We start from the raw sequence: 23,144 nt of genomic DNA, 5'->3' as shown, positions 1-23,144 counted from the left end.
GTCAGATGCCCTGCCAGGCGGGCTTGTTGGCGTACGCGTAGCGGTAATAGTCGGCGTGCTGCAACTCGGACGCCGCCGCTTCGTCGAGGACCACCGTGGCGCGCGGGTGCAGCTGCACGGCCGAACCGGGGAGGTTCGCGGAGAGCGGCCCCTCGAGCGCGGCGGCGATCGCAGCGGCCTTCCCCGCACCGAAGGCGAGGAGGACGAGGTGTCTCGCGCGGAGGATGGTGCCGAGCCCCTGGGTGATGCAGTGCATGGGTACGTCGTCGATCGAGTCGAAGAACCGTGCGTTGTCCCGGCGGGTCTGCTCCGTCAGGGTCTTCACGCGGGTGAGCGAGGCGAACGACGAGCCCGGCTCGTTGAACCCGATGTGGCCGTCGGTGCCGATGCCGAGGATCTGCAGATCGACGCCGCCGGCGGCCTGGATCGCCGCTTCGTAGTCGGCGCCGGCGTGCTGGATGGTCTCGGCCGCACCGTTCGGCACCTGGATGCGCTCTGGCACGAGGCCGAGCGGCTCGACGACCTCACGCGTGATGACGGAACGGTACGACTCGGGGTGCCCGGCCGGCAGGCCGACGTACTCGTCGAGGGCGAACCCGCGGACCTGGGAGAGGTCGAGGCCGCGGGACCGGGTCGCAAGGGCCTCGTAGACGGGGAGCGGTGTCGAACCCGTCGCCAGCCCGAGGACGGCGTCTGGACGCTCCTCGATCAGGGCGACGATCGCCTCCGCGACGAGGGCGCCTGCGGCACCGCTGTCCCCCACGATCACGACTTCAGCCATGCGACGGTTCTCCTCTTCCCACGAGCGCTGCGCCGATCGCCGCGACGGGGGATCCCGTCGGCACGAGGCGCACACGCTGTTCCAATTGCAATGATGCGACGAATCGAGACCCGGCGGCGGATTCGGCCAGAGCCTCGCGGATGACGACGAGCAGTCGCTCGCCGAGAGCGGTGAGTCCTCCTCCGAGGACGATGTCGTCGGCGTCGACGGTGAGGGTCAGGATGCGGACGGCCGCGGCCGCACCGTGACCGAGGCGTGCGCGGAGGGCGATGGCCCGCGGGTCCCCGGCGTCGGCGTGGTCGAAGAGGTCGAGCACCGGCAGCGCCACGTCGGCTCCCCAGGCGGCGGAGACCGCGCCACCGGCGGCCATGGTCTCGACGCACCCGCGCTGCCCGCACCCGCAGCGGTCGCCGAGCGGATCGACCGACAGATGCCCGACCTCGCCGGCGACCCCGCTCGAGCCCTGCCAGAGCCGGCCGTCCGTGACGATGCCGGCGGCGACGCCCGTGCCCAGATTGAGGTAGGCCATCGTGCCGGAACCGTCGAGCAGCTGCCAGGCGCCGAGCGCGGCCGCCTTCACATCGTTCTCCACGGCGACGGGGGCCCCGAGGCGCTGGGCGAGGATCGCACCGAGCTCGAGTTCCTCCACGTCGAGGTTGACTGCGTGGGTCACGCGGCCGGTGCCCGGGACGATGAGGCCGGGGATACCGACGCCGACCGACGTGAACGCGTCGATCGGACGCGCGACGGCGTCGGAGAGCCGGCTGACGGCCTCGACGGCGGTTTCGACGACCGCTTCCGGACCGCGTCCGGTGACCAGCCTGAGCCGGTGCAGGAGCGCGCCGTCATCCGTCACGACGACGGCATCGGTCTTCGTGCCGCCGATGTCGAGTCCCACCCTCACGCGGTTCGTCTCCGGAGGGCGTCGTGGCGCGTCTGCATGCTGTGGTTCCTTCGATCCGTGGTGCGACCCGCTCGCACCACCGGTTTGTTCGCCAAGCTTACAAATAAACGGGGCTCGCGTCCATGCCGACGACGACCGCACACGATGATCGGGCCGCGCACGCCTGCGGGTGGCGGGCTCCACCGGGTAGCCTGGAGGCCGACCCGCAGCGCGCGGGCGGGCCCGCCACGGGCACCGAACACGGGGGAATCACACCACCATGAAGAAGAACGCAGCAGCATTCCTCGGCGCGATCGCCGTCTCGGGCCTGCTCCTCACCGGCTGTGCCGGCGGCGCCCAGAGCAAAGAGGATGCGTGCAAGCTCATCCAGTCCGAGGTGACGGAGTCGGCTTCGCAGCTGCAGTCGGGCCTGAGCTCGCTGTCCTCCGACCCTGAGGCGGCCGTCACCCAGCTCGACGACTTCTCCGGAACGTTCAAGGCGGCGGCCGACAAGGTCACCAACGACGAGGTGAAGACCGCGGCGAACGACTCGGTGAAGGCGCTCAACGACTTCATCGACGTCGCGAAGACGGCTGTCGACGACCCGCAGAACGTCGACCAGACCGGGCTCACCGATTCACTCACGAAGCTCCAGGACGAGTTCACCACGCTCGGCAACACCTGCAGCCTCTAGCTCGACACGACTGACGACGGGCCCCGGATCGGCTGATCCGGGGCCCGTCGCCGTCTCCGGGCCGACGGCTACTTCACGGATCCCTCGGTGAGCCCGCCACGCCAGAAGCGTTGCAGCACGATCATCGCGATCGCCAGCGGGATGATCGACAACAGCGCGCCGCCGGTCGTCAGCTCGTAGAACTCCGGCAGGCGGTCGACCTGGCTCCGCCAGTTGTTGAGGCCCAGGGTGATCGGGTACAGCGTGCTGTCGGACAGCATGACGAGCGGCAGGAAGTAGTTGTTCCAGATGCCGACCAGCTGGAAGAGGAAGACGGTCACGAGCGCGGGCGTGAGGATCTTCAGCCCCACGGTGTGGAAGATCCGCAGCTCGCTCGCGCCGTCGATCCGTGCCGCCTCGATGAGCGAGTCGTCGATCGTCGCGTCGGCGTAGATCCGGCAGAGGAACAACCCGAACGGCGAGACGAGCGACGGCAGGAGCACCGACCAGTACGTGTTCGCGAGCCCCATCTGACTGAAGAGCAGGAACAGCGGGAGCGCGGTGGCCGTCCCCGGCACGAGGACCCCGCCGAGGATGGCGCCGAAGACGAGGTTGCGCCCGCGGAACCGGTACTTCGCGAGCGCGTATCCCCCTGCGGCGGCGAGGTACGTCGCGATGAGTGCTCCCACGCCCGCGTACAGCACCGAGTTGCCGAACCACCGGACGAAGATGCCGCCGTCGTAGGTGAGCACCTCGTGGAGGTTCGACCACAATGAGAACTCGGAGCCGAGGAGGAAGCCGTTGCTGCCGAACAGATCCTCGGTGCTCTTGGTCGCAGCGATCACCACCCAGTACACCGGCACCAGGAAGTAGACCGCGACGACGACGAGGATGCCCGTCACGAGCACCCGCATCGCCCTGGATCCACCCGGCCGACCCTGCTGATCGCTCAGCCGCTGGGCTCGCTTCGACGAGGTCGCGGTCGTGATGCTCCGGGTCTCGCTCATGATGCCCTCCTCGACGTCAGACGCAGGAAGATGAACGACAGCGCGAACGCGACAACGGCGATGAGCACCGCCTGCGCTGCGGCGACGTTGTAGTCGTTGTAGGCGAACGCGGTCGTGTAGGCGCTGAGGTTCGGCGTGTACTCGTTGTCGATCGCGGGCGACACGGTCTGCAGCACCTGGGGCTCGGCGAAGAGCTGGAGCGTGCCGATGATGGAGAACACGGTCGTGAGGATGAGCGCCGGCCGGATGAGCGGGAGCTGGATGCTCATCGCGACGCGGAACGGCCCGGCGCCGTCGACCTTCGCGGCTTCGTACACCTCGCCGGGGATGGCCTTCAACTGGGCGACGATGATCATCATGTTGTAGCCGGTGTAGGTCCACGTCACGATGTTGGCGATGGACCAGAGCACGGTGCCTGCGCCGAGGAAGTCGAGCTCGATCCCCATCGCCCCGGCGATGTCGATGATCGGGCTGAGTCCCGGGACGTAGAGGAACGACCAGAGGATCGTCGCGATCACGCCGGGGATGCCGTAGGGCAGGAAGTACACGGCCCGGAAGAAGCCCGGCCATTTCGCGGAGGCGGACTCGAGGAGGAGCGCCAGCAGGGTGCACAGGGCGATCATGACCGTGACCTGCACGACGCCGAAGAGGAGCATCCGGCCGATCGAGGCGATGAAGTTGCCGTTCTCCAGGGCCTGGGCGTAGTTGGAGAACCACGCGAACTCGGTCGTGACACCTTCCTCGCCGAAGACGCCCTTCCGTGAGACCCGGAGGAAGCTGCTGCCGATCGCGACGATGATCGGCAGGATGAAGGTGAGGACGAAGAGCGCCAGGAACGGTCCGAGGAGCACCCACGGAGCCGCGACCGAGGTCCGGCGTCGTCGTTGCGCTCCCGACCGCGACGGGTCGTCCGCCACACCTCGCGCCGGGCGTTCCGTGACGGCGCTCACGACGCCGCCTCGATCCGGAGGCCCTTGTTGCGGAAGGCGGTGATGACGTCGCGCTGTCCCTGGACCACGGCGTCCACGAGGGTGCCGCCCGAGGCCTTGGCCCGGAACCCGTCGGCGAGGATGTTGAAGGTCTGCTGGGTGAGTGGCCACCACTGCCACTCGTTGTTCTGTTCCTTGGCCGCCGGCACGAAGACCTCCTCGTTGTAGTTCTGGCCACCGAAGAACTCGCTCGGTTGCTGTCGGCGGGCACCGATGTAGGCGTCGTTCGGCGACCACCCGATGCCGGAGTGCTCGATCATGGCGTCGATGCCGGCGTCGCTCGTGGTCATCCACACGGCGAATTCGAGCGCCTCCCTCGGGTGGGCGCTGTTCGCCAGGACGGCAGCCGTGGACCCGCCCTGGAAGGTCGAGCCGTACCCCTCGCTCCCCCACCGGGGCAACGGCGCGACCCGCCACTTGCCCTCGGCCCCCGAGACGCCCTGCAGGAGGGCGTCTCCCCAGCTGGCTCCGGCGAGCGACGCGATCGAGTCCTTCGCCGCAGCGGCGAACCAGGCCGGTGAGAATTGACTGTAGGAGGTGGTCATGACGCCCTCGTCGATGGCCCGGTCGAAGAATCTGGCCGTCTCCAGGGTCGCGTCGTCCGTCATGTCCACGATCCACCGGTCGCCGTCGACACGGAACCAGGACGCGCCGGCCTGGGTCGCCATGGCCGCGAACCACGAGGCGTCGTCGAGGGCGAAGCAATCCAGGTACATGTCGGCCTCGCGCACCGCCCCCGCCACCTGCAACCACTCGTCCCAGGTGGCCGGGGGCTTCGCGCCCACCCGGTCGAGCAGGTCCGGGCGGTAGTAGAGCGCCATCGGACCGGAGTCCTGTGGGATCCCGTAGACCCCGTCGACGTAGGAGACCTGGTTCCAGAGGGTCTCGTTGTACCGCGACGCGACCTCGTCCGCGCCGTAGCGCCGGAGGTCGACCAACCCGTTCACGAGCAGGAACTCGGGGAGCGTCCGCATCTCGACCTGTGCGAGGTCCGGACCACCACCCGCGGCGAGCGCCGAGTAGAGCTTCTGATACCCGCCGTCGTTGCCTCCGGGGATCCAGACCGCCTCGACCTGCACGTTCGGGTGGTCGGCGTTCCAGACGTCCGCGACCTTCTGGAGGTCCTTCAACCAGGCCCAGTACGTGAGCGTGATCCGTTCGCCGGCGGCTGCCGGGGCGATCGTCGGACCGGTGTTCGGCGACACCGTCCCCGGGGTGGAACAGCCCGCCAGGAGCGCGGTCGCACCACCCGCTGCAGCCCAGGCGAGCAACTGTCTTCTCGTCATCGGTGACATCGATGGTCCTCACTTCGTCGTCGAGGTGGTCCATCGACGCTAACACGACCGTTGGCACCGGCGTCGAGACCCGAACGGCGGACGGGGCCCGGGAGCGTGTGCTCCCGGACCCCGTCCGTGTGGTGCTGGTGTCGGTCAGGCCGACGTCATCAGGCCAGGCGTGCCTTGAGGTTCGCCGAGATGGTCTCGAGGAACTCCTCAGTCGTCTGGTAAGCCTGGTCGGGGCCGACGAGGAGCGCGAGGTCCTTCGTCATGGCGCCGGACTCGACCGTCTTGATGACGACGTCCTCGAGGGTCGCCGCGAACTCGATGAGCTCCTGGTTGCCGTCGAGCACGCCGCGGTGCTGCAGGCCACGGGTCCACGCGAAGATCGAGGCGATCGGGTTCGTCGATGTGGGCTTGCCCTGCTGGTGCTGGCGGTAGTGGCGCGTGACGGTGCCGTGTGCGGCCTCCGCCTCCACGATCTTGCCGTCGGGCGTGGCCAGCACGCTCGTCATGAGACCGAGCGAGCCGAAGCCCTGCGCCACGGTGTCGGACTGCACGTCGCCGTCGTAGTTCTTGCAGGCCCAGACGTAACCGCCCTCCCACTTCATGGCCGAGGCGACCATGTCATCGATGAGTCGGTGCTCGTAGGTGATGCCGGCAGCCTCGAACCGCTCCTTGAACTCCGCGTCGAAGATCTCCTGGAAGATGTCCTTGAACCGGCCGTCGTAGGCCTTGAGGATGGTGTTCTTCGTGGAGAGGTACACCGGGTAGTTGCGGTTCAGGCCGTAGTTGAGGCTCGCACGCGCGAAGTCGCGGATCGACGCGTCGAGGTTGTACTGCACCTGTGCGATACCGTCGCCGGGCGACTGGAAGACCTCGAACTTCTGCGGCTCCGAACCGTCGTCGGGCGTGAACTCGACCGTGAGCTTGCCCTCGCCCTTGAACAGGAAGTCGGTCGCGCGGTACTGGTCGCCGAACGCGTGGCGGCCGATGATGATCGGCTTGTTCCACCCGGGCACGAGACGCGGGATGTTCGAGATGATGATGGGCTCGCGGAAGATGACGCCGCCGAGGATGTTGCGGATGGTGCCGTTCGGGCTCCGCCACATCTTCTTGAGACCGAACTCCTCGACACGGGCCTCGTCGGGGGTGATGGTCGCGCACTTGACGCCGACGCCGTGCTTCTGGATGGCGTGTGCGGCGTCGATCGTGATCTGGTCGTCCGTCTCGTCACGCTTCTCGATGCCGAGGTCGTAGTACTCGAGGTTCACATCGAGGTAGGGGTGGATGAGCGAGTCCTTGATGAACTGCCAGATGATGCGAGTCATCTCATCGCCGTCGAGTTCGACGACGGTGCCTTCGACCTTGATCTTCGACACTGGTTGTCCTTTCTGATGCCGCCCTGAGCCGAGCGGCCTACGGAGGTGCGCACGCGGTGGAGTGCTCCGCATGGCATGGAGGAGACCGCATCCGAAAGGTGGACGGCACGGCCACGCCCTAGCTTACAAGACCCGCCAGGTCTCTTGACGTCGAGACAGTTGCGGATGGCCTGGTTCCGTCCACGACCCCAGCTGTGGGTCGGCCGTGGAAGTCGGCGGTCACCGCGTGTCGCCCGGGGGCCGGACTATCCGCGGTCGGCTCGACCGGTTAGCCTAAGGACATGGCTGAGCTGCGTCTGGAAGAACTGTCCGCATCGACGATCGTGGCGGTCAACGCGCTCACCATGAAACCCGGGCAGGAGCAGTTCATCGCCCCGGTGTCCTACGCGGTCGCCGCCGCGGTCGTGAACCCCGCCACCTCCTGGCAGCGCGTCATCCTCGACGGCGACGAGGTCGTCGGCTTCATCTCCGCCAACTTCGACCACGAGTCGACGCAGGAGGAGTTCCGCTCCGCCCTGTGGCGCATCAACGTCGACGCCGACGACCAGGGCCGGGGCGTCGGCCGGTTCGCGGTGGCCTCGCTCATCGAGGAGGCCAAGCAGCGTGACTTCGACCACGTCAACGTCATCTACGAGCCCGGTGATCTCGGTCCGGAGGCGTTCTTCCTCCGCGTCGGGTTCACCCCCGTCGGCGAGACCCAGTACGGCGAGACCATCGGCAGCATCAGTCTCTGAGGCCGTGAGCGGGTCGTCACCGACGGACTCGGCTGAGGCGTTCGCCGAGGCCGTACTGGCCGTCGTCGCCGACATCCCCGAGGGTTGCGCCCTGAGCTACGGCCAGGTCGCGTCGATCATCGGGTCGAAGTCCGCGCGCGGCGTCGGTCGTGTGATGGCGCAGTACGGGCACGCCGTGCCCTGGTGGCGAGTCGTCCGGTCGGGCGGTCTCCCTCCGACGGGGCACGAGGATCGCGCGCTCGAGCACTACGAGGCCGAAGGCACACCGATCGTCCCGATGAGCGGCGGGCGATACCGCCTGGGCCGCGAGGCGCTACTGTACTGACCGGATTCGCGCCCGATCAGCCGGGAAGGTGGATCGAGACGACCGTCCCGGCACCGACCGGGCTCTCGACGCGCATCGTCCCGCCCACGGCGTCGACCCGGTCCGCGAGGCCGCGCAACCCACTCCCCCGCGCAGGATCGGCACCGCCGACCCCGTCGTCCGCAACGACGACCCGGAGCCCGCCGTCGGGGTCGTCGGAGACGACCACCTCGCAGCTGGACGCCCCGGAGTACTTCGTGACGTTGGCCAGGCACTCCGAGACGACGTAGTAGACGGTCGCCTCGATGAGTTGCCCGGGCCGCTCGCGCAGCTCGACGGTGACCCTGGTGACGACGGTGCACCGGCGCCCGAGTTCGGCGATCGCCGGCACCAGTCCCCCCTCGGCCAGGAGCGCCGGATGCAGTCCTCGGGCGAGCTCGCGGAGCTCCTTGATGGCGCTCGCGAGCTGATCGATGGTGGTCTCGAGGCCGTCGGCCAGGGCGAGTTGGCCGTCGGCGCGTGCCGCGTCGCTCGCCATCCGGAGTCGCAGGGCGACGGAGAACAGCTGCTGCTGCGAGCCGTCGTGCAGGTCTCGCTCCGCCCGCCGTCGCGCTTCGTCGGCCGCCTGCACGATGCGCAACCGCGATCGGCTCACCTCCCGCAACGAGTGGCGGAGTTCAGCGGTGAGTCGTTCGTTGTCGATCATGATGCGCAGCGACGCCGACACCGACCGGAGCAACTGCGGGTTGTCGAGCAGTGCCGCGTCGTGCTCGATGTACACGAGCGGCGCGTCCGCATCGCCGACGCTCGACATCGCCCGACCGCGTGGGTCCCGGTCGGTGGTCCGCTGCGATCCCGGCCAGACGAGCCGGGCGGTGCGGTCGCCGAGGACGGTCTTCACGGCACCGTCCCAGCGGTCGTGGCCGGTCTCGCTCAGCTGTCCGGTCTGCACCAGGTCGACGGCCCTGGCGCGGATCGTCCGCATCCGGATGAGACCCGTCGCGTACGCCGCGGGAACGAGCACCACCGAGAACGCGTTGAGGTCTTCGACGAAAAGCCGGAGATGCTCCGGCCATCCCCCGAGGCGGACGAGGGACCACGCCACCCCGATGACGAGCCACAGCACGAACGCGACCGGCATGATGAAGGCAACCTGTCTGGCCGCTCCGCTGCTCCGCGCCCATCGAAGCAGCACGACACCCGCGACGACGACCGCGAAGGCCCCCATGACACCCGCATGGACCCGACCGAGCACGTCGGCCACGTCTCCGGCGGCGAGGACGGCGTACCGACTCCGCTCGTGGCTCGCGTCGAGCACGTGGTTCGGCGTCACCAGGAGCGTCACGATCGCATAGGTGACGAGGTAGACCGATGCGGTGATGACGAGCCGCCGGTCGAAGCCGCGCCGCAGCCGGCCGGCCGGGAAGGCCAGCGCGAGCCACACCAGCGCGACCCCCGGGAGCACGGAGATCGACATGAGGAGCGGCCACAGCCAGCCCGCGTCGACGCCGTACGCCCACATGTAGGCCGTCTCGGCCAGCGCGTACCCGACGATCACCCACCCCGGAGTGGCCGTCGGAGCCAGCCACCAGATCAGCCCCGCCGCCACCAGCGCCGCGAGGTGGCCCACCAACCAGGGCAGACCGTTGCCGTCGGCGACGCCCGGCTGGACGACGCCGAACACGACCGACAGGACGCACACGAGCGCGGCGGCGAGCAGGATGCCGAGTCGCAGCGGCCACGGCAGTCGACCGCGGCCGGCCGGTGCCGGGATCGGCAGCGATGTCGCCCGTCCGTGTGGGCGACCGTCAGCCATCCGCGTGTTCCAGCCATCGCACGACCGCGAGGACGCGGCGGTGGTCCGCCGGAGAGTCCTCGAGTCCGAGCTTGGCCAGGATGCGGCTGATGTGTGCTTCGACGGTCTTCAGACTGACGACCAGCGCCTTCGCGATGCCGGAGTTCGACCGCCCCTCGGCCATGAGGGTGAGGACTTCACGTTCCCGCTCCGTGAGGTGGTCGAGTCCGTCCGACCGGGTCCGCTCCGCGACGAGGAGGGAGACGACCTCGGGATCCACGACGGACTCACCCGCCGCCACGCGCTCCACGGCGTCGACGAGCGTCCCGGAGTCGGCGACGCGATCCTTCAGCAGGTAACCGGTGCCACCACCGGAGCCGAGCGCGCGGACCGCGTAGGACGGCACGGCGTAGGTGCTCAGCAGGAGCACCCCGGCGGCGAAGCCCGACGCCCGCAACTGCTCGAGGGCGACGATGCCCTCGTCGGTGTGGGTGGGCGGCATCCGGATGTCGAGCACGACGGCGTCGAGCTGCAGCCCCGCGTCGATGCGATCGACCAGGTCGACCGCCGAGCCGAACGAGCCGACCACGTCGTGACCACCCGCCTTGAGGATCTGCGCGACACCCTCACGGAGGAGCACCGCGTCGTCCGCGACGGCGACACGGAGCGAACGCGGTTCCAGACTGGTCATCCGCTCATTGTGGCAGGTCGACGAGACGAGGTGTAGTGCCCACGGGGTCACTCCGTCACCGGAGGACCCCGTGGACACGCCTGCGCGGTCCTGGTCAGCCGACCGAAGACCGCCAGGCGGCGTGCATCGCGGCGAACCGACCCGTCCCGCCGATGAGCTCCGCGGGCGCGCCGTCCTCGATCACCCGGCCGTGCTCCATCACGAGCACCCGGTCGGCGATCGCGACGGTCGACAACCGGTGCGCGATGATGATCGCGGTACGGTCCGCGAGCAGGGTCTGCAGCGCCTCCTGGACGAGTCGCTCGCTCGGGATGTCGAGCGAAGCGGTCGCTTCATCGAGGATCAGCACGGCCGGATCCGCGAGGAACGCCCGTGCGAACGACAGGAGCTGCCGCTGGCCGGCCGAGACCCGACCACCGCGCTTGTTCACGTCGGTGTCGTAGCCGTTCGGCAGCGCCTCGATGAAGGTGTGCGCGCCGACGGCCTTCGCTGCGGCGGTGATCTCCTCGATCGTCGCGTCGGGCTTGCCCAACGCGATGTTGTCGGCGACCGAGCCGGAGAACAGGTACGCCTCCTGCGTCACCATGACGATCGCCCGACGGAGGTCCTTCGGGTGCAGGTCGCGCAGGTCGATGCCGTCGAGGCGCACCGCACCGTCGGTCGGGTCGTAGAACCGACTGATGAGCTTCGCGAGCGTCGATTTGCCCGCACCGGTCGTGCCGACGAGCGCGATGGTCTGCCCTGCGGGGATCTCGAGGTCGAACTTCGGGAGCACCACCCGGTCGGCGGCGTACGCGAACGTCACGTCGTCGAAGGTGATCCGTCCCTGCGACGTCCACAGGTCGACCGGCGCGACCGGGTCTGGCACCCCGGGACGCTCCTCGAGCACGCCGGAGATCTTCTCGAGTGCCGCCGCGGCCGACTGGTAGGAGTTGTAGAACATCGCCATCTCCTCCATCGGGTCGAAGAACCGGCGCGTGTAGAGGAGCGCCGCGAGCAGCGCTCCGATCGCGAGCTGTCCGTCCGCGACGCGGAACCCGCCGACGAGGAGCACCACGGCGACGGAGACGTTGCCGATGAACACCAGTCCGGGATCGAACACCCCGAACAGCTGGATGACCCGGGCGTTGGTGTCGCGGTACTGCTCCACGAGCTCGCCGAACGCGCGCTCGTTCCGCCGCTCCTTCCGGAACGCCTTCACGGCGCGGATGCCGGTCATCGCCTCCACGAAGAACACGATGAGCTTCGCCGACCGGACTCGCGACTCGCGGAACATCCGCTGCGAGCGGAGCTGGAACCAGCGCGTGAGCACGAACAGCGGGATGAGCGACCCGAGCAGCACCAGCCCGCTGACCCAGTCCACGAGGACGAGGGCCACGGCCGTGAACCCCATGTACAGCACGCCGGACACGAGCTGGTTGATGCCGGAGTCGAGCAGCTCGCGGATGGAGTCGAGGTCGCTCGTCTGCCGGGAGATGATGCGACCCGAGGTGTAGCTCTCATGGAAGTCGAGGCTGAGCCGCTGTGTCTGCAGGAACACGCGCTTCCGCAGGTCGATCAGGATCGCCTGGCTGATCCGAGCGGCGAGCACGGTGTACCAGGAGATCAGCGTCGCACCGGCGGCGCCGGTCAGCAGGTACGCGCCGACCACGAGGAAGGCCGGCATCCAGTCGGCGCGTTCCAGGACGGCCGGGAGGGCGCGGTCGATGCCGAGGGCGATCAGCGCGGGCCCGGCGACCTGGGCGGCGGTCGACACCACGACGATGGTCATGGCGGCGATCACGCGCAGGCGCAGGGGCGCGAGCAGCGATCCGAGCAGGCGCAGCGAACGGCGCCGGATGTGCGCGGACTCGTCACGGGTGAGGTCGTCGCGCTCCTCACCCTCCACTCCGTGGACGGTCGTCGGCGGGGTCACAGGTTCACCTCCTGGCGGTTGGACTCTCGTTCGTCGTCTTCCAGACTCGAGATCACGTAGCGGTAATGGGCGTTGTGCTGCAACAGCTCACTGTGGCGACCCACGGCGGTGATGCGACCGTCCTCCAGGAGGGCGACGCGGTCCGCCAGGGTGACGGTGCTCGGCCGGTGGGCGACGATCAGGGCCGTGGTGGAGGCGAGCACTCGGCGGAGTGCCGCCTCGACGAGCGCCTCGGTGTCGACGTCGAGCGCCGACAACGGATCGTCCAGCACGAGCACCTCCGGCCGCGCGGCCACCGCACGCGCGAGTGCGAGCCGCTGACGCTGCCCACCGGACAGGCTGAGCCCCTCCTCACCGACCATCGTCTCGACGCCGTTCGGCAGTTCGTCGACGAACCCGGCCTGGGCGATGTCGAGCGCCTCGCGCAGGATCCGATCGGCCTCCGCGGAGTCGAGGTCGATGTCGTCCCGCCCGAGGAGGACGTTCTCCTTGACGCTCGCGGAGAAGAGGGTCGCATCCTCGAACGCCATCGCGATGTGCCGGCGCAGGTCCTCCCGCGTGAGCGCCCGGATGTCGACCCCGTCGAGCAGGATCCGCCCGCCCGTGACGTCGTACAGGCGGGTGGTCAGTGCCGTGATGGTCGACTTCCCGGAGCCCGTCAGACCGACGAGTGCCATGGTCTCCCCCGGCTCGAGCCGGAGGTCGACGCCGTTCACCACGTCCGCGTAGCGGTCGGGTGCGTCCTGGTAGCGGAAGTGCACGTCCTCGAACACGAGCTCACCACGCGGTTCACGGATGCGCTCGGGGTGTTCGGGGTCGGTGATCGTGTTGACCGAGTCGATGACCTCGAAATACCGGTCGGTCGCCGTCCGGGTGTCGAAGGTCATCGCGAGCAGGAAGCCGATCGACTCGATCGGGAACCGCAGGATCGTGGCCGTCGCGAAGAAGGCGAACAGCTGACCGACGGTGAGTTCGCCGATCGACGCGAGCCAGACCCCCGCCAACAGGCAGAGCGCGAAGGCGACGTCGGGCAACAGGACCAGCCAGAACCAGATCCCCGCGATGGCCTTCGCCTTCTCGATCTCGGTGCCCCGCAGGTCCTCGGCGCGCGACGCGAAGCTCCGCAGGGCGTGCTTGCCGCGACCGAACGCCTTGAGCACCCGGATGCCGTGGACGGACTCCTCGACGGCGGTCGCCAGGTCACCGGCCTGGTCCTGGCTGCGCCGGGCGATCACCGAGTACCGCCCCTCGAAGGTGAACCCGAACACCCACACGGGGATGGCGAGCGCGATGAAGATGAGTCCGAGCAGCCAGTTCCAGGTGAACAGGATGACCGCACCGATGACGATCGTGACACCGTTGACGATCAGGAGCACGAAGCCGAACGAGATCCACCGGCGGATGAGTCCGAGGTCGCTGACGGCGCGCGAGAGCAGCTGCCCGCTCTGCCAGCGGTCGTGGAAGGTCACGGGGAGGTCCTGCAGCTTGGCGAACAGCGCATTGCGCATCCGCGCCTCGACGTGCGTCCCAGGAGTCAGGACGAACCAGCGGCGCAGCGCGATCATGACCGCCTCGAGGACACCGAGCGCGAGGACCACGAGCACCGCCGGCCAGATCTGCGAGGAGTCGCCGGTCGAGAGCGGGCCGTCGACGAGGGCCTGCAGCACGAGCGGGATCGCGAGCGCCACCAGGCCGGCGACGAGCGCGGCGACCATGCCGAGCACGATCCGCGGCATGGCCGTCTTCGCGAACGGGTAGATCCGCATCAGGGCACGGAAGGTGCTCTGACGCGGTTGGACAGGACGGCGTTCATCGCCGAGCGGAGTCATTGCGAGGATTCCTTGCGAGAGTGTCGGTGACGTCGATCACCGACGGAATGATGGTCGTGGAACGGCCGGACGGCGAGGTCGCTGTGCGAGGTCGCAGCATCCGGTGACGGGCCCGGACGAGGCCGGACGGATGGTGAGGTGGACTGCCTGGCGCTCGTGCTAAGCGTCGGCGTCCGCTGCGGCGTCGCGTCCGGCTGGCGCCGGGACGGCCACCGGGCGGCGGCTCGAGGCGGAGCGTGCACGATCGACCGTCGGCGCGAGCGCGGTGTGGTTCGAGAGCGTCATGGCATCCTCCTCATCCTGTGGGGCGAGAGCCGCGGGCCGGGTGCACAGGTCGCACTCGAACGCGGACGGCGACCGATCACGGTGAACGAGGTTCGGCGCAGCAGACCAGACTATGGGAATCGGCCGTCGGGCTGCAAGGGATCCATGCGGTTGCACGCACCGGACCGGGTGCGCTCGTCGTCAGGAGGTCGGTTCGTCGACGATGCCGACGAAGGCTCCGATGCCGTCGACCTCGCGCCGACGGGCGCCCTCAGGCACCGGAGGCAGCTCGTCGGCGCCGTGCCAGGAGCAGCTCACCATCGAGAACTCCGGCCACCACTTCTTCGGGCGGAGCGTCTCACTGGTGCCGCAGATCGTGCACCGCAACTCCACCCAGACCGGCCGTTTCCCGGTCCGGTTCGCGCGTGACTGCACGTACCAGGCCGGCGGGTCGGCCAGGAACGCCGCCAACTGGTCCGTCGACCAGAACGGCGGGATCCCGTGGTGCCTGGCCATCTCGAGCGGGATGTCCAGTCGCTGCGCGACGGTCCTCCGGCTCAGATCCCGACCCCCGCGCGCTCCAGCCTGCTGCTCCACGATCGACTCAGCTGACCCGCACGGACAGGCAGGTCACGCAGCCCTCGAGCTTCTCGAACTCGCTGATGTCCACCTGGACCACGGTGTAGCCGCGGTCCTCGAGCAGCGCAGCCGTCTTGGGAGCGGCTGCGGAGATGAGCACGGTGTCCTCCGCGAGTTCGACCACCGCGACGCCCTCGCGCTCGGGCACGACGAGGTGGCGACCGAAGAAGGACGGGTCCTCGACGAGGTCGGGGTGGACGAGCACGGTCCCGTCGGGGAGCGCGGTGACGGTCGACTTCAGGTGGAGGGCGGTCGTGACGGGGACCGCCACGACGTCGAACCCGAGCGGCGCGAGGATGGCTCGGAGCTGCCGGACGCCTTCGGCGTTGGTGCGGCCGCTGCGACCGACGTAGACGGTCGTGCCGACCCGGAGGACGTCGCCGCCCTCGAGGGTGCCTTCGCCCTCGATGCGGTGGATCCGGAGGCCGAGCTCACGGGCGGTGGTCTCGGCTGCGACGACCTCGGGGCGACGGCTCTCGGCGCCCGGTCGGGTCACCACGGCGACGTCGCCGATCACGATGACGGCGTCCTCGATGAAGACGGAGTCGGCGAGCTGGTCGGCCCAGGAGACCTCGGTGGTGTCCCAGCCGGCGGCGTCGAACGCTGCGACGTACGCGTCCCACTGCTTGTCGGCGAGTTCGGTGTCGATCGGCGTGCGCTCCAGGTGCGTCACGAGGCCTTCAGCAAGGTTGGAGGCGGGCATCCGCACGAGTGCGATGCGGCGTCCGTCGTCGAGCACGGCGTCCTGCGTGCGGACGACCATCCAGTACACGGGGTATCCGATGAAGGCCGCGGAGAGCGCGACGACGACCACGAAGACGAGGTTGAGGCTGATGAGCGTCGCGACGATGCTGCCGAGCACGGTGCTGTCGATGGGCTGCCCCGTCGTCGCCACCTGGACGATGAGCCCGAGGAGCGCTCCGATGACGGCGAGGGCGGCGCCGCCCAGCAGGGCGAGGAGTCGGTACCGGTAGAGGCCGACGACGCCCACGATCAGCAGCAGCACGAAGGTGATGATCGTGCTCTCGAAGAAGTACGGACTCGCCTGGGCGAAGATCGTCCCGGCGAACTGGTAGCCGACGAACGTGACGAACATGACCCCCAGGAAGCCCACGACGATGGTCGCGACGGCGGCGGCGGCGGATGCGATGAGCTTGCGGCTCCAGGTGGCAGTCATTCGACAACCGTAGCTCAACGACACAGCGGCGTCGGGCCACGAGGGTCCGACGCCGCTGGGAGATCACCACGAGCCTGCCCAGAACCCCCACAGGGGCGGGCGGCACGGCCTAGTGGAAGAAGTGACGCTCCCCCGTGAAGTACATGGTCACGCCGGCGGCTTCGGCCGCAGCGATGACCTCTTCGTCGCGGACGGAACCACCGGGCTGCACGACCGCGCGCACGCCGGCGTCGAGCAGGACCTGCAGGCCGTCGGCGAACGGGAAGAAGGCGTCCGAGGCCGCGACGGAACCCGCGGCACGGTCACCGGCTCGGCTCACGGCGAGGTGGCAGGAGTCGACGCGGTTGACCTGCCCCATGCCGACGCCCACGCTCGCGCTCCCCTTGGCGAGCAGGATGCCGTTGGACTTCACCGAGCGGCACGCCTTCCACGCGAAGATGAGGTCGAGCAGGGTGTCGTCGTCGGCGGGTTCGCCAGTGACAAGCGTCCAGCCCTTGGCGGTGTCCTGGGGGTCGTCGGCGAAGCGGTCCGCGTCCTGGTAGAGCAGGCCACCCGAGATCTGCCGGACCTCGCGGTCCTCGCGCACGAAGTCCTCCGGCAGCTGCAGGAGCCGCAGGTTCTTCTTCGTCTTGAGCACCTCCAACGCGGCGTCCTCGAAGCCCGGGGCGACGAGCACCTCGGTGAAGATCTCCTTGACCGTCTCGGCCATGCCGAGGGTCACGACGCGGTTGGCCGCGATGACGCCGCCGAAGGCGGAGACCGGGTCGCACTCGTGCGCCCGACGGTGGGCCGAGGCGATCGGGTCGGGTGCCTTCGGGTTCGCGAAGGCGATACCGCACGGGTTCGCGTGCTTGATGATCGCGACGGCGGGGTTGGCGAAGTCGTAGGCCGCGCGGACTGCCGCGTCGGCGTCGACGTAGTTGTTGTACGACATCTCCTTGCCGTGCAACTGCGTCGCCTGGGCGATCCCGGCACCGCCCGGACGGACGTACAGCGCCGCGGCCTGGTGCGAGTTCTCGCCGTAGCGCAGCACCGCCTCGCGACGACCGGTGACGGTCAGCGTGCTGGGGAAGGCCTCGGCTGCGGTCGTCTCCGTGCTCGCGAACCACGCGGACACAGCCGCGTCGTAGGAGGCGGTGTGGTCGAAGGCCTGCGCGGCGAGCGAGCGACGCTGAGCGAGCGTGGTGCCGCCGGCGGCGACGGCCTCGGTGATCAGCCCGTAGCGCTCGGGAGAGACCACGATCGCGACGTTGGCGTGGTTCTTCGCCGAGGCGCGCACCATCGCCGGTCCACCGATGTCGATCTGCTCGACGACGTCGTCACCGGCTGCGCCGCTCGCGACCGTCTCGACGAAGGGGTACAGGTTCACGACGACGAGCTGGAACGGCTCGATGCCGAGCTCGGCGAGCTGGGCCTCGTGGGATTCGAGCCGCAGGTCGGCGAGGAGTCCGGCGTGCACCGAGGGGTGCAGGGTCTTGACCCGACCGTCGAGCGACTCGGGGAATCCGGTGACCTCGGACACATCGGTCACCGTGTGGCCCGCACCGCGGATGGTCGCCGCGGTGGACCCGGTGGAGACGATCTCGACGCCCGCTGCGGCGAGTGCGCCGGCGAGCTCGAGCAGCCCGGTCTTGTCGCTGACCGAGATCAGCGCCCGGCGGACGGGGACGAGGTCGCGTTCGCGGTAGAGGCTGTGGTCGTGGCTGGGACCGCTCATGACTGGGGTGCTCCTTCTGCTGGCGGGCGGGACGCCGTGGAGAGCGCCTCGAGGTCGATGGTTCCGGTGGCGAGGTCGCGGACGGCCTGGACGAGGAGTCGACGCTCCACCGGCTTGATCCGCTCGTGGAGGCTGTGCTCCGTGTCTTCGGGCAGGACGGGGACGCGCTCCTGCGAGATGATCGGTCCAGCGTCGACGCCGTTGTCGACGACGATGATCGATGCCCCGGTCTGCGAGGCGCCTGCCGCCAGGGCGTCCCGGACGCCGTGCGCACCCGGGAACTCGGGGAGGTACGCGGGGTGCGTGTTGATGATGCGCGGCGCGAGGGCGTCGACGACGACGGGCGGCAGGAGGCGCATGAGGCCGCTGAGGACGAGGACGTCCGGGTTCCAGACCCGGATCTGTTCGAGGAGGGCCGCGCCCCATTCCGCCCGCGAGTCGAAGGACGAGTAGGGGACGGTGAACGACGGGATGCCGAACTCCTCAGCGTGGGCGAGGCCGTCAGCCTCCCGATCGGCACCGACGGCGATGACGCGAGCGGGGAAATCCGCGTCGCGTGAGGCTTCGAGGAGGGCGCGGAGATTGGATCCGCCACCGGAGATCAGCACGACGAGTGACAGCACCAGAGCATCCTATCGGTCGCGGGCACCCCGGCCGCTCGGCTGGGCGTGCAGCTCCGGGAGGCGGTCCTCCTCGGCGAGATGCGTCGGACCGGCCGCCATGCCGACCACGGCCGCGATCCCGACCGTCAGCGTGGTCCACAGGCCCGTCGCCCAACCGTTCGGGCCGACCTCGATGAGGCGGCCTGGGCCTGCCGCGCCCGCCGAGAGGGCGGCGAGGACACCGACGATGATGCCCGCTGTGACCCCGACGCCGAGACCGACGACCGCCAGCCGTGCGAGCCCGCCACGCCCGTCGAGGTCGACGAGCAGACGACGGCGCAGCACCACGGCAGCGGCGAATCCGATGACGACCGGGACCACGAGGACCGCGAAACCGAGTGGGCTCTCCCCCGTCGGGATGGCGCCGAGGACCGGCACGGCCGGCATGGGCCCGACGAGCGTGCCGATCGGCGAGATCGCCGTGCCGCTCCCGATGGCGAAGCCCGCGCCGGTGATCCAGCTCATGGCCCAGATCACGAGGTTCGGCAGGTACAGGAGTTCGGCGCCGGTGACGATGGCACCGCCCAGGACGCCGAACTGCGCGCTCTCATGCAGGGAGATGATGGCGCCGTAGCCGACGGCGATGAGGATGGCGGTCAGGACCGCGGAGACCGCCACGAGTCCGGTGGCGGCGAGTGCTCCACCACGCAGCGCCGCGACGACCATCGACCAGGTCCCGTCCGGCATCCGGTCCCGCATCGCGCGGAGTCCGTCGAGGATCGGATCGACCGCGTCCTGCTCTCGGAACCGGACCCACAGCGCGGCGACCACGACCCCGCCTGCGAAGCGCACGGTCGGCGCGAGGGTCCCCTGGACGATCGAGGGACGCACCGCCGGGTGGAGGGCGGTGAGGGTCACGAGGAACGAGAGCAGGGCGAACACGAGCACCGACAGCACGACGGCACCCTGCCACCAAGTGCTGCGTGCCGCGCGGGCCCCGGTGCGCAGGCCGAACAGGACCGTGCCGATCGTGAAGGCGAGGGGCGCCAGGGAGACGAGGAACGGTTCCATCCCGGCAGGCAGGCCGAGCTGCGTGACGAGGGCCGTGTCGAGGGAGATGCGCATGCTCGAGCCGTTGCCGAGCGCCCAGATGTCGACGGCCCCCCGCCAGAGCGCGGCGGGGTCGACGTCCAACTGGAAGTGCAGGGCCCACAGGGCGAGGAGTGGGACGAGTGCGACACCGATGCCGATGGCCACGGCGAGGGTGGCATCGAGGGCGGCGAGGAGGGCGACGGTCAGACGGTTCATGCGCCTTCGACCCTACCTGGAGCCGCGCGTGCGGACGGTCAGGCACACGGCGTGCGTGGGCCGAAACGCCACGACGCGACGCCCGATCCGGGCGTCGCGTCGTGGTCGCAGTCGAGCTGCGGGTGTTACAGCGAGGCGATGATCTCGCGCATGAGGTCGGCGGTCTCGCTCGGCGTCTTGCCGACCTTGACGCCGGCGGCCTCGAGGGCCTCCTTCTTCGCCTGCGCGGTACCTGCGGAGCCCGAGACGATCGCGCCGGCGTGGCCCATCGTCTTGCCCTCGGGCGCGGTGAAGCCCGCGACGTAGCCGACGACCGGCTTCGTGACGTTCGCCTTGATGAAGTCGGCCGCGCGCTCCTCGGCGTCGCCACCGATCTCGCCGATCATGACGATGGCCTTGGTCTCGGGGTCGGCCTCGAACGCGGCGAGCGCGTCGATGTGCGTCGTGCCGATGATCGGGTCGCCGCCGATGCCGATCGCCGTCGAGAAGCCGATCTCGCGCAGCTCGTACATCATCTGGTACGTGAGGGTGCCCGACTTCGACACGAGGCCGATCGGTCCCTTGCCGGCGATGTTCGCGGGCGTGATGCCCACGAGCGACTCCCCCGGCGTGATGATGCCGGGGCAGTTCGGGCCGATGATGCGGGTCTTCGAGCCCTTCGACTGGGCGTAGGCCCAGAACTCGGCGGAGTCGCCGACCGGCACACCTTCGGTGATGATGACGAGCAGCGGGATCTCGGCGTCGATGGCCTCGATGACCGCGTCCTTGGTGAATGCCGGGGGCACGAAGGCGATCGACACGTCTGCGCCGGTCTCCTTGATGGCCTCGGCGACCGTGCCGAACACGGGCAGCTCGACGCCGCCGTCGTGGGTCACGGTCGTGCCGGCCTTGCGGGCGTTCACGCCACCGACCACCTGGGTGCCGGCCTTCAGCATGAGCGCCGTGTGCTTGGTGCCCTCACCGCCGGTGATGCCCTGGACGATGACCTTGGAGTCCTTGTTGAGGAAGATTGACATGCTTGTGCGATCCCTTACTTCGAAGCCAGCTCGGCGGCCTTGTCGGCGCCTTCGTCCATGGTTGCGGCGAGCGTGATGAGCGGGTGCGCGGCGGCGGCGAGGATCTCGCGGCCCTCCGCGACCTTGTTGCCGTCGAGGCGGACCACGAGCGGCTTCGTCGCTGCGTCACCGAGGATCTCGAGCGCCTTCACGATGCCGTTCGCGACCGCGTCGCAGGCGGTGATGCCACCGAAGACGTTGACGAACACGCTCTTCACCTGGGCGTCGCCGAGGATGACGTCGAGGCCTGCTGCCATGACCTCGGCCGAGGCGCCGCCGCCGATGTCGAGGAAGTTGGCCGGCTTCACGCCGCCGTGCTGCTCGCCCGCGTAGGCGACGACGTCGAGCGTGGACATGACGAGTCCAGCGCCGTTGCCGATGATGCCGACCTCGCCGTCGAGCTTGACGTAGTTGAGGTCGTTCTCCTTGGCCTTGAGCTCCAGGGGGTCCTCGGCTGCGGTGTCTTCGAGTTCGGCGTGGTTCGGGTGACGGAAGGCGGCGTTCTCGTCGAGCGAGACCTTGCCGTCGAGGGCGACGATGCGCCCCTCTTCCGTGAGGACGAGCGGGTTGACCTCGACGAGCGTCGCGTCCTCACCCTTGTAGACGTCGTAGAGCTTCACGAAGACGTCGGAGACCTGGTCGACGAGCTCCTCGGGGAAGTTCGCAGCCTTCGCGATCTCGACCGCGGCCGCCTTGTCGACACCGGTGAGCGGGTTCACCTCGATGCGCGCAAGCGCCTCGGGCTTCTCGACCGCGAGCTGCTCGATCTCCATGCCGCCCTCGACGCTCGTGAGCGACAGGTAGGACCGGTTGGCGCGGTCGAGCAGCACCGAGAAGTAGAACTCCTGGGCGATGCGTGCGCCGGCCGCGACCATCACGCGCTTGACGACGTGACCCTTGATGTCGAGTCCGAGGATGGCCTTCGCCGCCTCGTAGGCCTCGTCGGGGGTCTTGGCGACCTTGACGCCACCGGCCTTGCCGCGGCCTCCGACCTTCACCTGGGCCTTGACGACGACCACGCCGCCGAGACGCTCGGCCGCGGCACGCACCTCGTCCGGGGTGTCGGCGATGATGCCGGCGAGGACCGGCACCTCGTACTGCTCGAACAGGTCTCGTGCCTGATACTCGTAAAGATCCACGTGTCATTCCCATCCGCGCTTCGCGCGTTCTGCTGTGATTGTCGTGGCGATTTTCGGCCGCGCGTTATCTCGGCGGCGAGAGAAAAAGGGCCAGTGACGACTCTACCCCCAGCGCTGCGCCGCAACCGGACGTTCACAGTGAACGACTAAGGTCGGGTCCATGACCGGCATGGCGGACCTCGCTCGCGAGGGCATCCTCGTCGCCGGCGCCGGACGGGCCATCCTGCTGCAGATCGCGGACCCCTCGGTCGCCGCCGGGGTGGCGCGGCACAGCGACTTCGGTTCCCGCCCGCTCGACCGGCTGCACGCCACCCTCACCTTCGTGTACGCGCTCGCCCTCGGCACGCCGGAGGAGCAGCGCAGCGTGGCACGGCGGGTGAACCACGCCCACGCGCCGGTCCGTGCCCGGCCGGGCGAGGCCGCTCCCGGGTACTCGGCGTTCGACCACGACGCGCAACTCTGGGTCGCGGCGACGCTGTACGACACCGCCGTCCAGGTCTACGAGCTCGTGCTCGGTCCGCTCGACGAGGAGTCGCGGGAGCGCCTGCACCGTGAGTACGCGATCGTGGGGACGAGCCTGCAGCTCCCGCCCGACCGCTGGCCTCCGACCCGGGCCGCGTTCGACGAGTACTTCGCAGCCCGGGTCGCGGGACTCCACGTCACCGCGGAGGCGCGCCGCGTCTCGATCGAGCTCCTGACCGCTCGCGCGGCACCGCTCCCCGTCCGGTGCCTGCTCCCGCTCGTCCGGCTCGTGACGGCGGGACTGCTGCCCGACGGCTTGCGGAGCGCCTACGGGTTCCGCTGGACGCCGCGTCAGCAGCGTCGCTTCGCGCGGCGGGTCGCCGTCGCGCGGGCCGTCTGGCCGCGTCTTCCGCAGCGACTCCGTGCGGCACCCTCCGCCTGGTACCTCCGGGTGATGCGAGAGCGGGATCGCACGGAGGCGGCCCGCCACCTCGGCTGACGACGTTCCAGCACCGCCCTCC

At 69.4% G+C, this 23,144-nt stretch carries 22 protein-coding genes; 4 read left to right on the top strand and 18 right to left on the bottom strand.

The window, feature by feature from the left end:
* Position 1 precedes the first annotated feature (1 nt).
* Positions 2 to 781, bottom strand: coding sequence for a glucosamine-6-phosphate deaminase (locus GV015_RS09100; RefSeq protein WP_159878011.1), 780 nt, complete (start codon positions 779 to 781; stop codon positions 2 to 4).
* A complete protein-coding gene (locus GV015_RS09095; RefSeq protein WP_159878009.1) occupies positions 774 to 1,685 on the bottom strand; it encodes an ROK family protein in 912 nt (303 codons plus the stop codon). Before GV015_RS09095 ends, GV015_RS09100 begins: the two co-directional genes overlap by 8 nt.
* 259 nt (positions 1,686 to 1,944) lie before the next feature.
* Between GV015_RS09095 and GV015_RS09090 the strand changes: the two genes are divergently transcribed.
* Complete coding sequence (locus tag GV015_RS09090) at positions 1,945 to 2,358, top strand: hypothetical protein (protein ID WP_064296639.1); 414 nt, start codon at positions 1,945 to 1,947, stop codon at positions 2,356 to 2,358.
* 68 nt (positions 2,359 to 2,426) lie between these two features.
* Here GV015_RS09090 and GV015_RS09085 read toward each other — a convergent pair whose 3' ends face one another.
* The 4 genes from GV015_RS09085 to GV015_RS09070 form a co-directional block, all read right to left on the bottom strand.
* A complete protein-coding gene (locus tag GV015_RS09085; RefSeq protein ID WP_228501806.1) occupies positions 2,427 to 3,251 on the bottom strand; it encodes a carbohydrate ABC transporter permease in 825 nt (274 codons plus the stop codon).
* Between the two features lie 89 nt (positions 3,252 to 3,340).
* Positions 3,341 to 4,294 (bottom strand): carbohydrate ABC transporter permease, encoded by a 954-nt coding sequence (locus GV015_RS09080; protein ID WP_370582582.1) that lies wholly within the window; start codon positions 4,292 to 4,294, stop codon positions 3,341 to 3,343.
* Positions 4,291 to 5,628: an ABC transporter substrate-binding protein gene (locus GV015_RS09075; protein WP_159878005.1), complete on the bottom strand. Its 1,338-nt coding sequence runs from the start codon at positions 5,626 to 5,628 to the stop codon at positions 4,291 to 4,293. The genes GV015_RS09080 and GV015_RS09075 overlap by 4 nt, the downstream gene beginning before the upstream one ends.
* A gap of 149 nt (positions 5,629 to 5,777) precedes the next feature.
* A complete protein-coding gene (locus GV015_RS09070; protein ID WP_064296642.1) occupies positions 5,778 to 6,992 on the bottom strand; it encodes an NADP-dependent isocitrate dehydrogenase in 1,215 nt (404 codons plus the stop codon).
* A 281-nt stretch (positions 6,993 to 7,273) separates the two neighbouring features.
* Here GV015_RS09070 and GV015_RS09065 point away from each other — a divergent pair, with 281 nt between their 5' ends.
* Together GV015_RS09065 and GV015_RS09060 are read left to right on the top strand one after the other, a co-directional pair.
* A complete protein-coding gene (locus GV015_RS09065; protein WP_079705295.1) occupies positions 7,274 to 7,726 on the top strand; it encodes a GNAT family N-acetyltransferase in 453 nt (150 codons plus the stop codon).
* Positions 7,727 to 7,730: 4 nt separating this feature from the next.
* Positions 7,731 to 8,051 (top strand): MGMT family protein, encoded by a 321-nt coding sequence (locus GV015_RS09060; RefSeq protein ID WP_064296644.1) that lies wholly within the window; start codon positions 7,731 to 7,733, stop codon positions 8,049 to 8,051.
* A gap of 16 nt (positions 8,052 to 8,067) precedes the next feature.
* On the opposite strand, the gene GV015_RS09055 is transcribed toward GV015_RS09060, so the two are convergent.
* From GV015_RS09055 to sucC, 12 genes are all read right to left on the bottom strand, one after another.
* Positions 8,068 to 9,846, bottom strand: a complete 1,779-nt coding sequence (locus GV015_RS09055; protein ID WP_159878003.1) for a histidine kinase — start codon at positions 9,844 to 9,846, stop codon at positions 8,068 to 8,070.
* Entirely contained in the window at positions 9,839 to 10,516 is a 678-nt protein-coding gene (locus GV015_RS09050; RefSeq protein ID WP_124768848.1) for a response regulator transcription factor, read from the bottom strand. Before GV015_RS09050 ends, GV015_RS09055 begins: the two co-directional genes overlap by 8 nt.
* A 94-nt stretch (positions 10,517 to 10,610) precedes the next feature.
* On the bottom strand, positions 10,611 to 12,431 hold the full coding sequence (locus tag GV015_RS09045; protein WP_124768847.1) for an ABC transporter ATP-binding protein: 1,821 nt from the start codon (positions 12,429 to 12,431) through the stop codon (positions 10,611 to 10,613).
* Positions 12,428 to 14,260, bottom strand: coding sequence for an ABC transporter ATP-binding protein (locus tag GV015_RS09040; RefSeq protein WP_159878001.1), 1,833 nt, complete (start codon positions 14,258 to 14,260; stop codon positions 12,428 to 12,430). Before GV015_RS09040 ends, GV015_RS09045 begins: the two co-directional genes overlap by 4 nt.
* A gap of 159 nt (positions 14,261 to 14,419) precedes the next feature.
* Positions 14,420 to 14,545: a hypothetical protein gene (locus GV015_RS19240; protein WP_256377204.1), complete on the bottom strand. Its 126-nt coding sequence runs from the start codon at positions 14,543 to 14,545 to the stop codon at positions 14,420 to 14,422.
* Between the two features lie 180 nt (positions 14,546 to 14,725).
* Positions 14,726 to 15,040 (bottom strand): hypothetical protein, encoded by a 315-nt coding sequence (locus GV015_RS09035; RefSeq protein ID WP_159880207.1) that lies wholly within the window; start codon positions 15,038 to 15,040, stop codon positions 14,726 to 14,728.
* Between the two features lie 88 nt (positions 15,041 to 15,128).
* Positions 15,129 to 16,340, bottom strand: a complete 1,212-nt coding sequence (ddaH, locus tag GV015_RS09030) for a dimethylargininase (protein WP_159877999.1) — start codon at positions 16,338 to 16,340, stop codon at positions 15,129 to 15,131.
* 109 nt (positions 16,341 to 16,449) lie between these two features.
* The gene (purH, locus tag GV015_RS09025; RefSeq protein WP_159877997.1) at positions 16,450 to 18,057 is read right to left on the bottom strand and encodes a bifunctional phosphoribosylaminoimidazolecarboxamide formyltransferase/IMP cyclohydrolase; all 1,608 of its coding nucleotides are present in this window, start codon (positions 18,055 to 18,057) and stop codon (positions 16,450 to 16,452) included.
* Positions 18,054 to 18,680 carry a phosphoribosylglycinamide formyltransferase gene (purN, locus tag GV015_RS09020; RefSeq protein ID WP_159877995.1) on the bottom strand — a complete coding sequence of 209 codons (627 nt, stop codon included), beginning with the start codon at positions 18,678 to 18,680 and terminating at the stop codon, positions 18,054 to 18,056. The genes purH and purN overlap by 4 nt, the downstream gene beginning before the upstream one ends.
* A 9-nt stretch (positions 18,681 to 18,689) precedes the next feature.
* Complete coding sequence (locus GV015_RS09015; RefSeq protein ID WP_159877993.1) at positions 18,690 to 19,967, bottom strand: DUF6350 family protein; 1,278 nt, start codon at positions 19,965 to 19,967, stop codon at positions 18,690 to 18,692.
* Between the two features lie 125 nt (positions 19,968 to 20,092).
* Positions 20,093 to 20,983 carry a succinate--CoA ligase subunit alpha gene (gene sucD / locus GV015_RS09010; RefSeq protein WP_064296653.1) on the bottom strand — a complete coding sequence of 297 codons (891 nt, stop codon included), beginning with the start codon at positions 20,981 to 20,983 and terminating at the stop codon, positions 20,093 to 20,095.
* A 14-nt stretch (positions 20,984 to 20,997) separates the two neighbouring features.
* Positions 20,998 to 22,161 carry an ADP-forming succinate--CoA ligase subunit beta gene (sucC, locus tag GV015_RS09005; protein WP_124768842.1) on the bottom strand — a complete coding sequence of 388 codons (1,164 nt, stop codon included), beginning with the start codon at positions 22,159 to 22,161 and terminating at the stop codon, positions 20,998 to 21,000.
* A gap of 160 nt (positions 22,162 to 22,321) precedes the next feature.
* Here sucC and GV015_RS09000 point away from each other — a divergent pair, with 160 nt between their 5' ends.
* The gene (locus tag GV015_RS09000; RefSeq protein WP_159877991.1) at positions 22,322 to 23,122 is read left to right on the top strand and encodes an oxygenase MpaB family protein; all 801 of its coding nucleotides are present in this window, start codon (positions 22,322 to 22,324) and stop codon (positions 23,120 to 23,122) included.
* The last annotated feature ends 22 nt before the right edge of the window (positions 23,123 to 23,144 follow it).

It is taken from the genome of Plantibacter sp. T3 (assembly GCF_902506515.1).
Lineage (GTDB): Bacteria > Actinomycetota > Actinomycetes > Actinomycetales > Microbacteriaceae > Plantibacter > Plantibacter auratus.
The sequence above is the reverse complement of the archived record's forward strand: the minus strand, read 5'-3'. Positions and strand labels throughout refer to the sequence as shown.

Bases quoted from the DNA above. Each gene is read 5' to 3' on its own strand.
- sucD (WP_064296653.1), bottom strand. From the start codon at position 20,983: ATGTCAATCTTCCTCAACAAGGACTCCAAGGTCATCGTCCAGGGCATC.
- GV015_RS09100 (WP_159878011.1), bottom strand. From the start codon at position 781: ATGGCTGAAGTCGTGATCGTGGGGGACAGCGGTGCCGCAGGCGCCCTC.
- GV015_RS19240 (WP_256377204.1), bottom strand. From the start codon at position 14,545: ATGACGCTCTCGAACCACACCGCGCTCGCGCCGACGGTCGATCGTGCA.
- GV015_RS09040 (WP_159878001.1), bottom strand. From the start codon at position 14,260: ATGACTCCGCTCGGCGATGAACGCCGTCCTGTCCAACCGCGTCAGAGC.
- purH (WP_159877997.1), bottom strand. From the start codon at position 18,057: ATGAGCGGTCCCAGCCACGACCACAGCCTCTACCGCGAACGCGACCTC.
- GV015_RS09015 (WP_159877993.1), bottom strand. From the start codon at position 19,967: ATGAACCGTCTGACCGTCGCCCTCCTCGCCGCCCTCGATGCCACCCTC.
- GV015_RS09055 (WP_159878003.1), bottom strand. From the start codon at position 9,846: ATGGCTGACGGTCGCCCACACGGACGGGCGACATCGCTGCCGATCCCG.
- GV015_RS09090 (WP_064296639.1), top strand. From the start codon at position 1,945: ATGAAGAAGAACGCAGCAGCATTCCTCGGCGCGATCGCCGTCTCGGGC.
- GV015_RS09075 (WP_159878005.1), bottom strand. From the start codon at position 5,628: ATGTCACCGATGACGAGAAGACAGTTGCTCGCCTGGGCTGCAGCGGGT.
- ddaH (WP_159877999.1), bottom strand. From the start codon at position 16,340: ATGACTGCCACCTGGAGCCGCAAGCTCATCGCATCCGCCGCCGCCGCC.
- GV015_RS09065 (WP_079705295.1), top strand. From the start codon at position 7,274: ATGGCTGAGCTGCGTCTGGAAGAACTGTCCGCATCGACGATCGTGGCG.
- GV015_RS09085 (WP_228501806.1), bottom strand. From the start codon at position 3,251: ATGCGGGTGCTCGTGACGGGCATCCTCGTCGTCGTCGCGGTCTACTTC.
- GV015_RS09035 (WP_159880207.1), bottom strand. From the start codon at position 15,040: ATGGCCAGGCACCACGGGATCCCGCCGTTCTGGTCGACGGACCAGTTG.
- GV015_RS09000 (WP_159877991.1), top strand. From the start codon at position 22,322: ATGACCGGCATGGCGGACCTCGCTCGCGAGGGCATCCTCGTCGCCGGC.
- GV015_RS09050 (WP_124768848.1), bottom strand. From the start codon at position 10,516: ATGACCAGTCTGGAACCGCGTTCGCTCCGTGTCGCCGTCGCGGACGAC.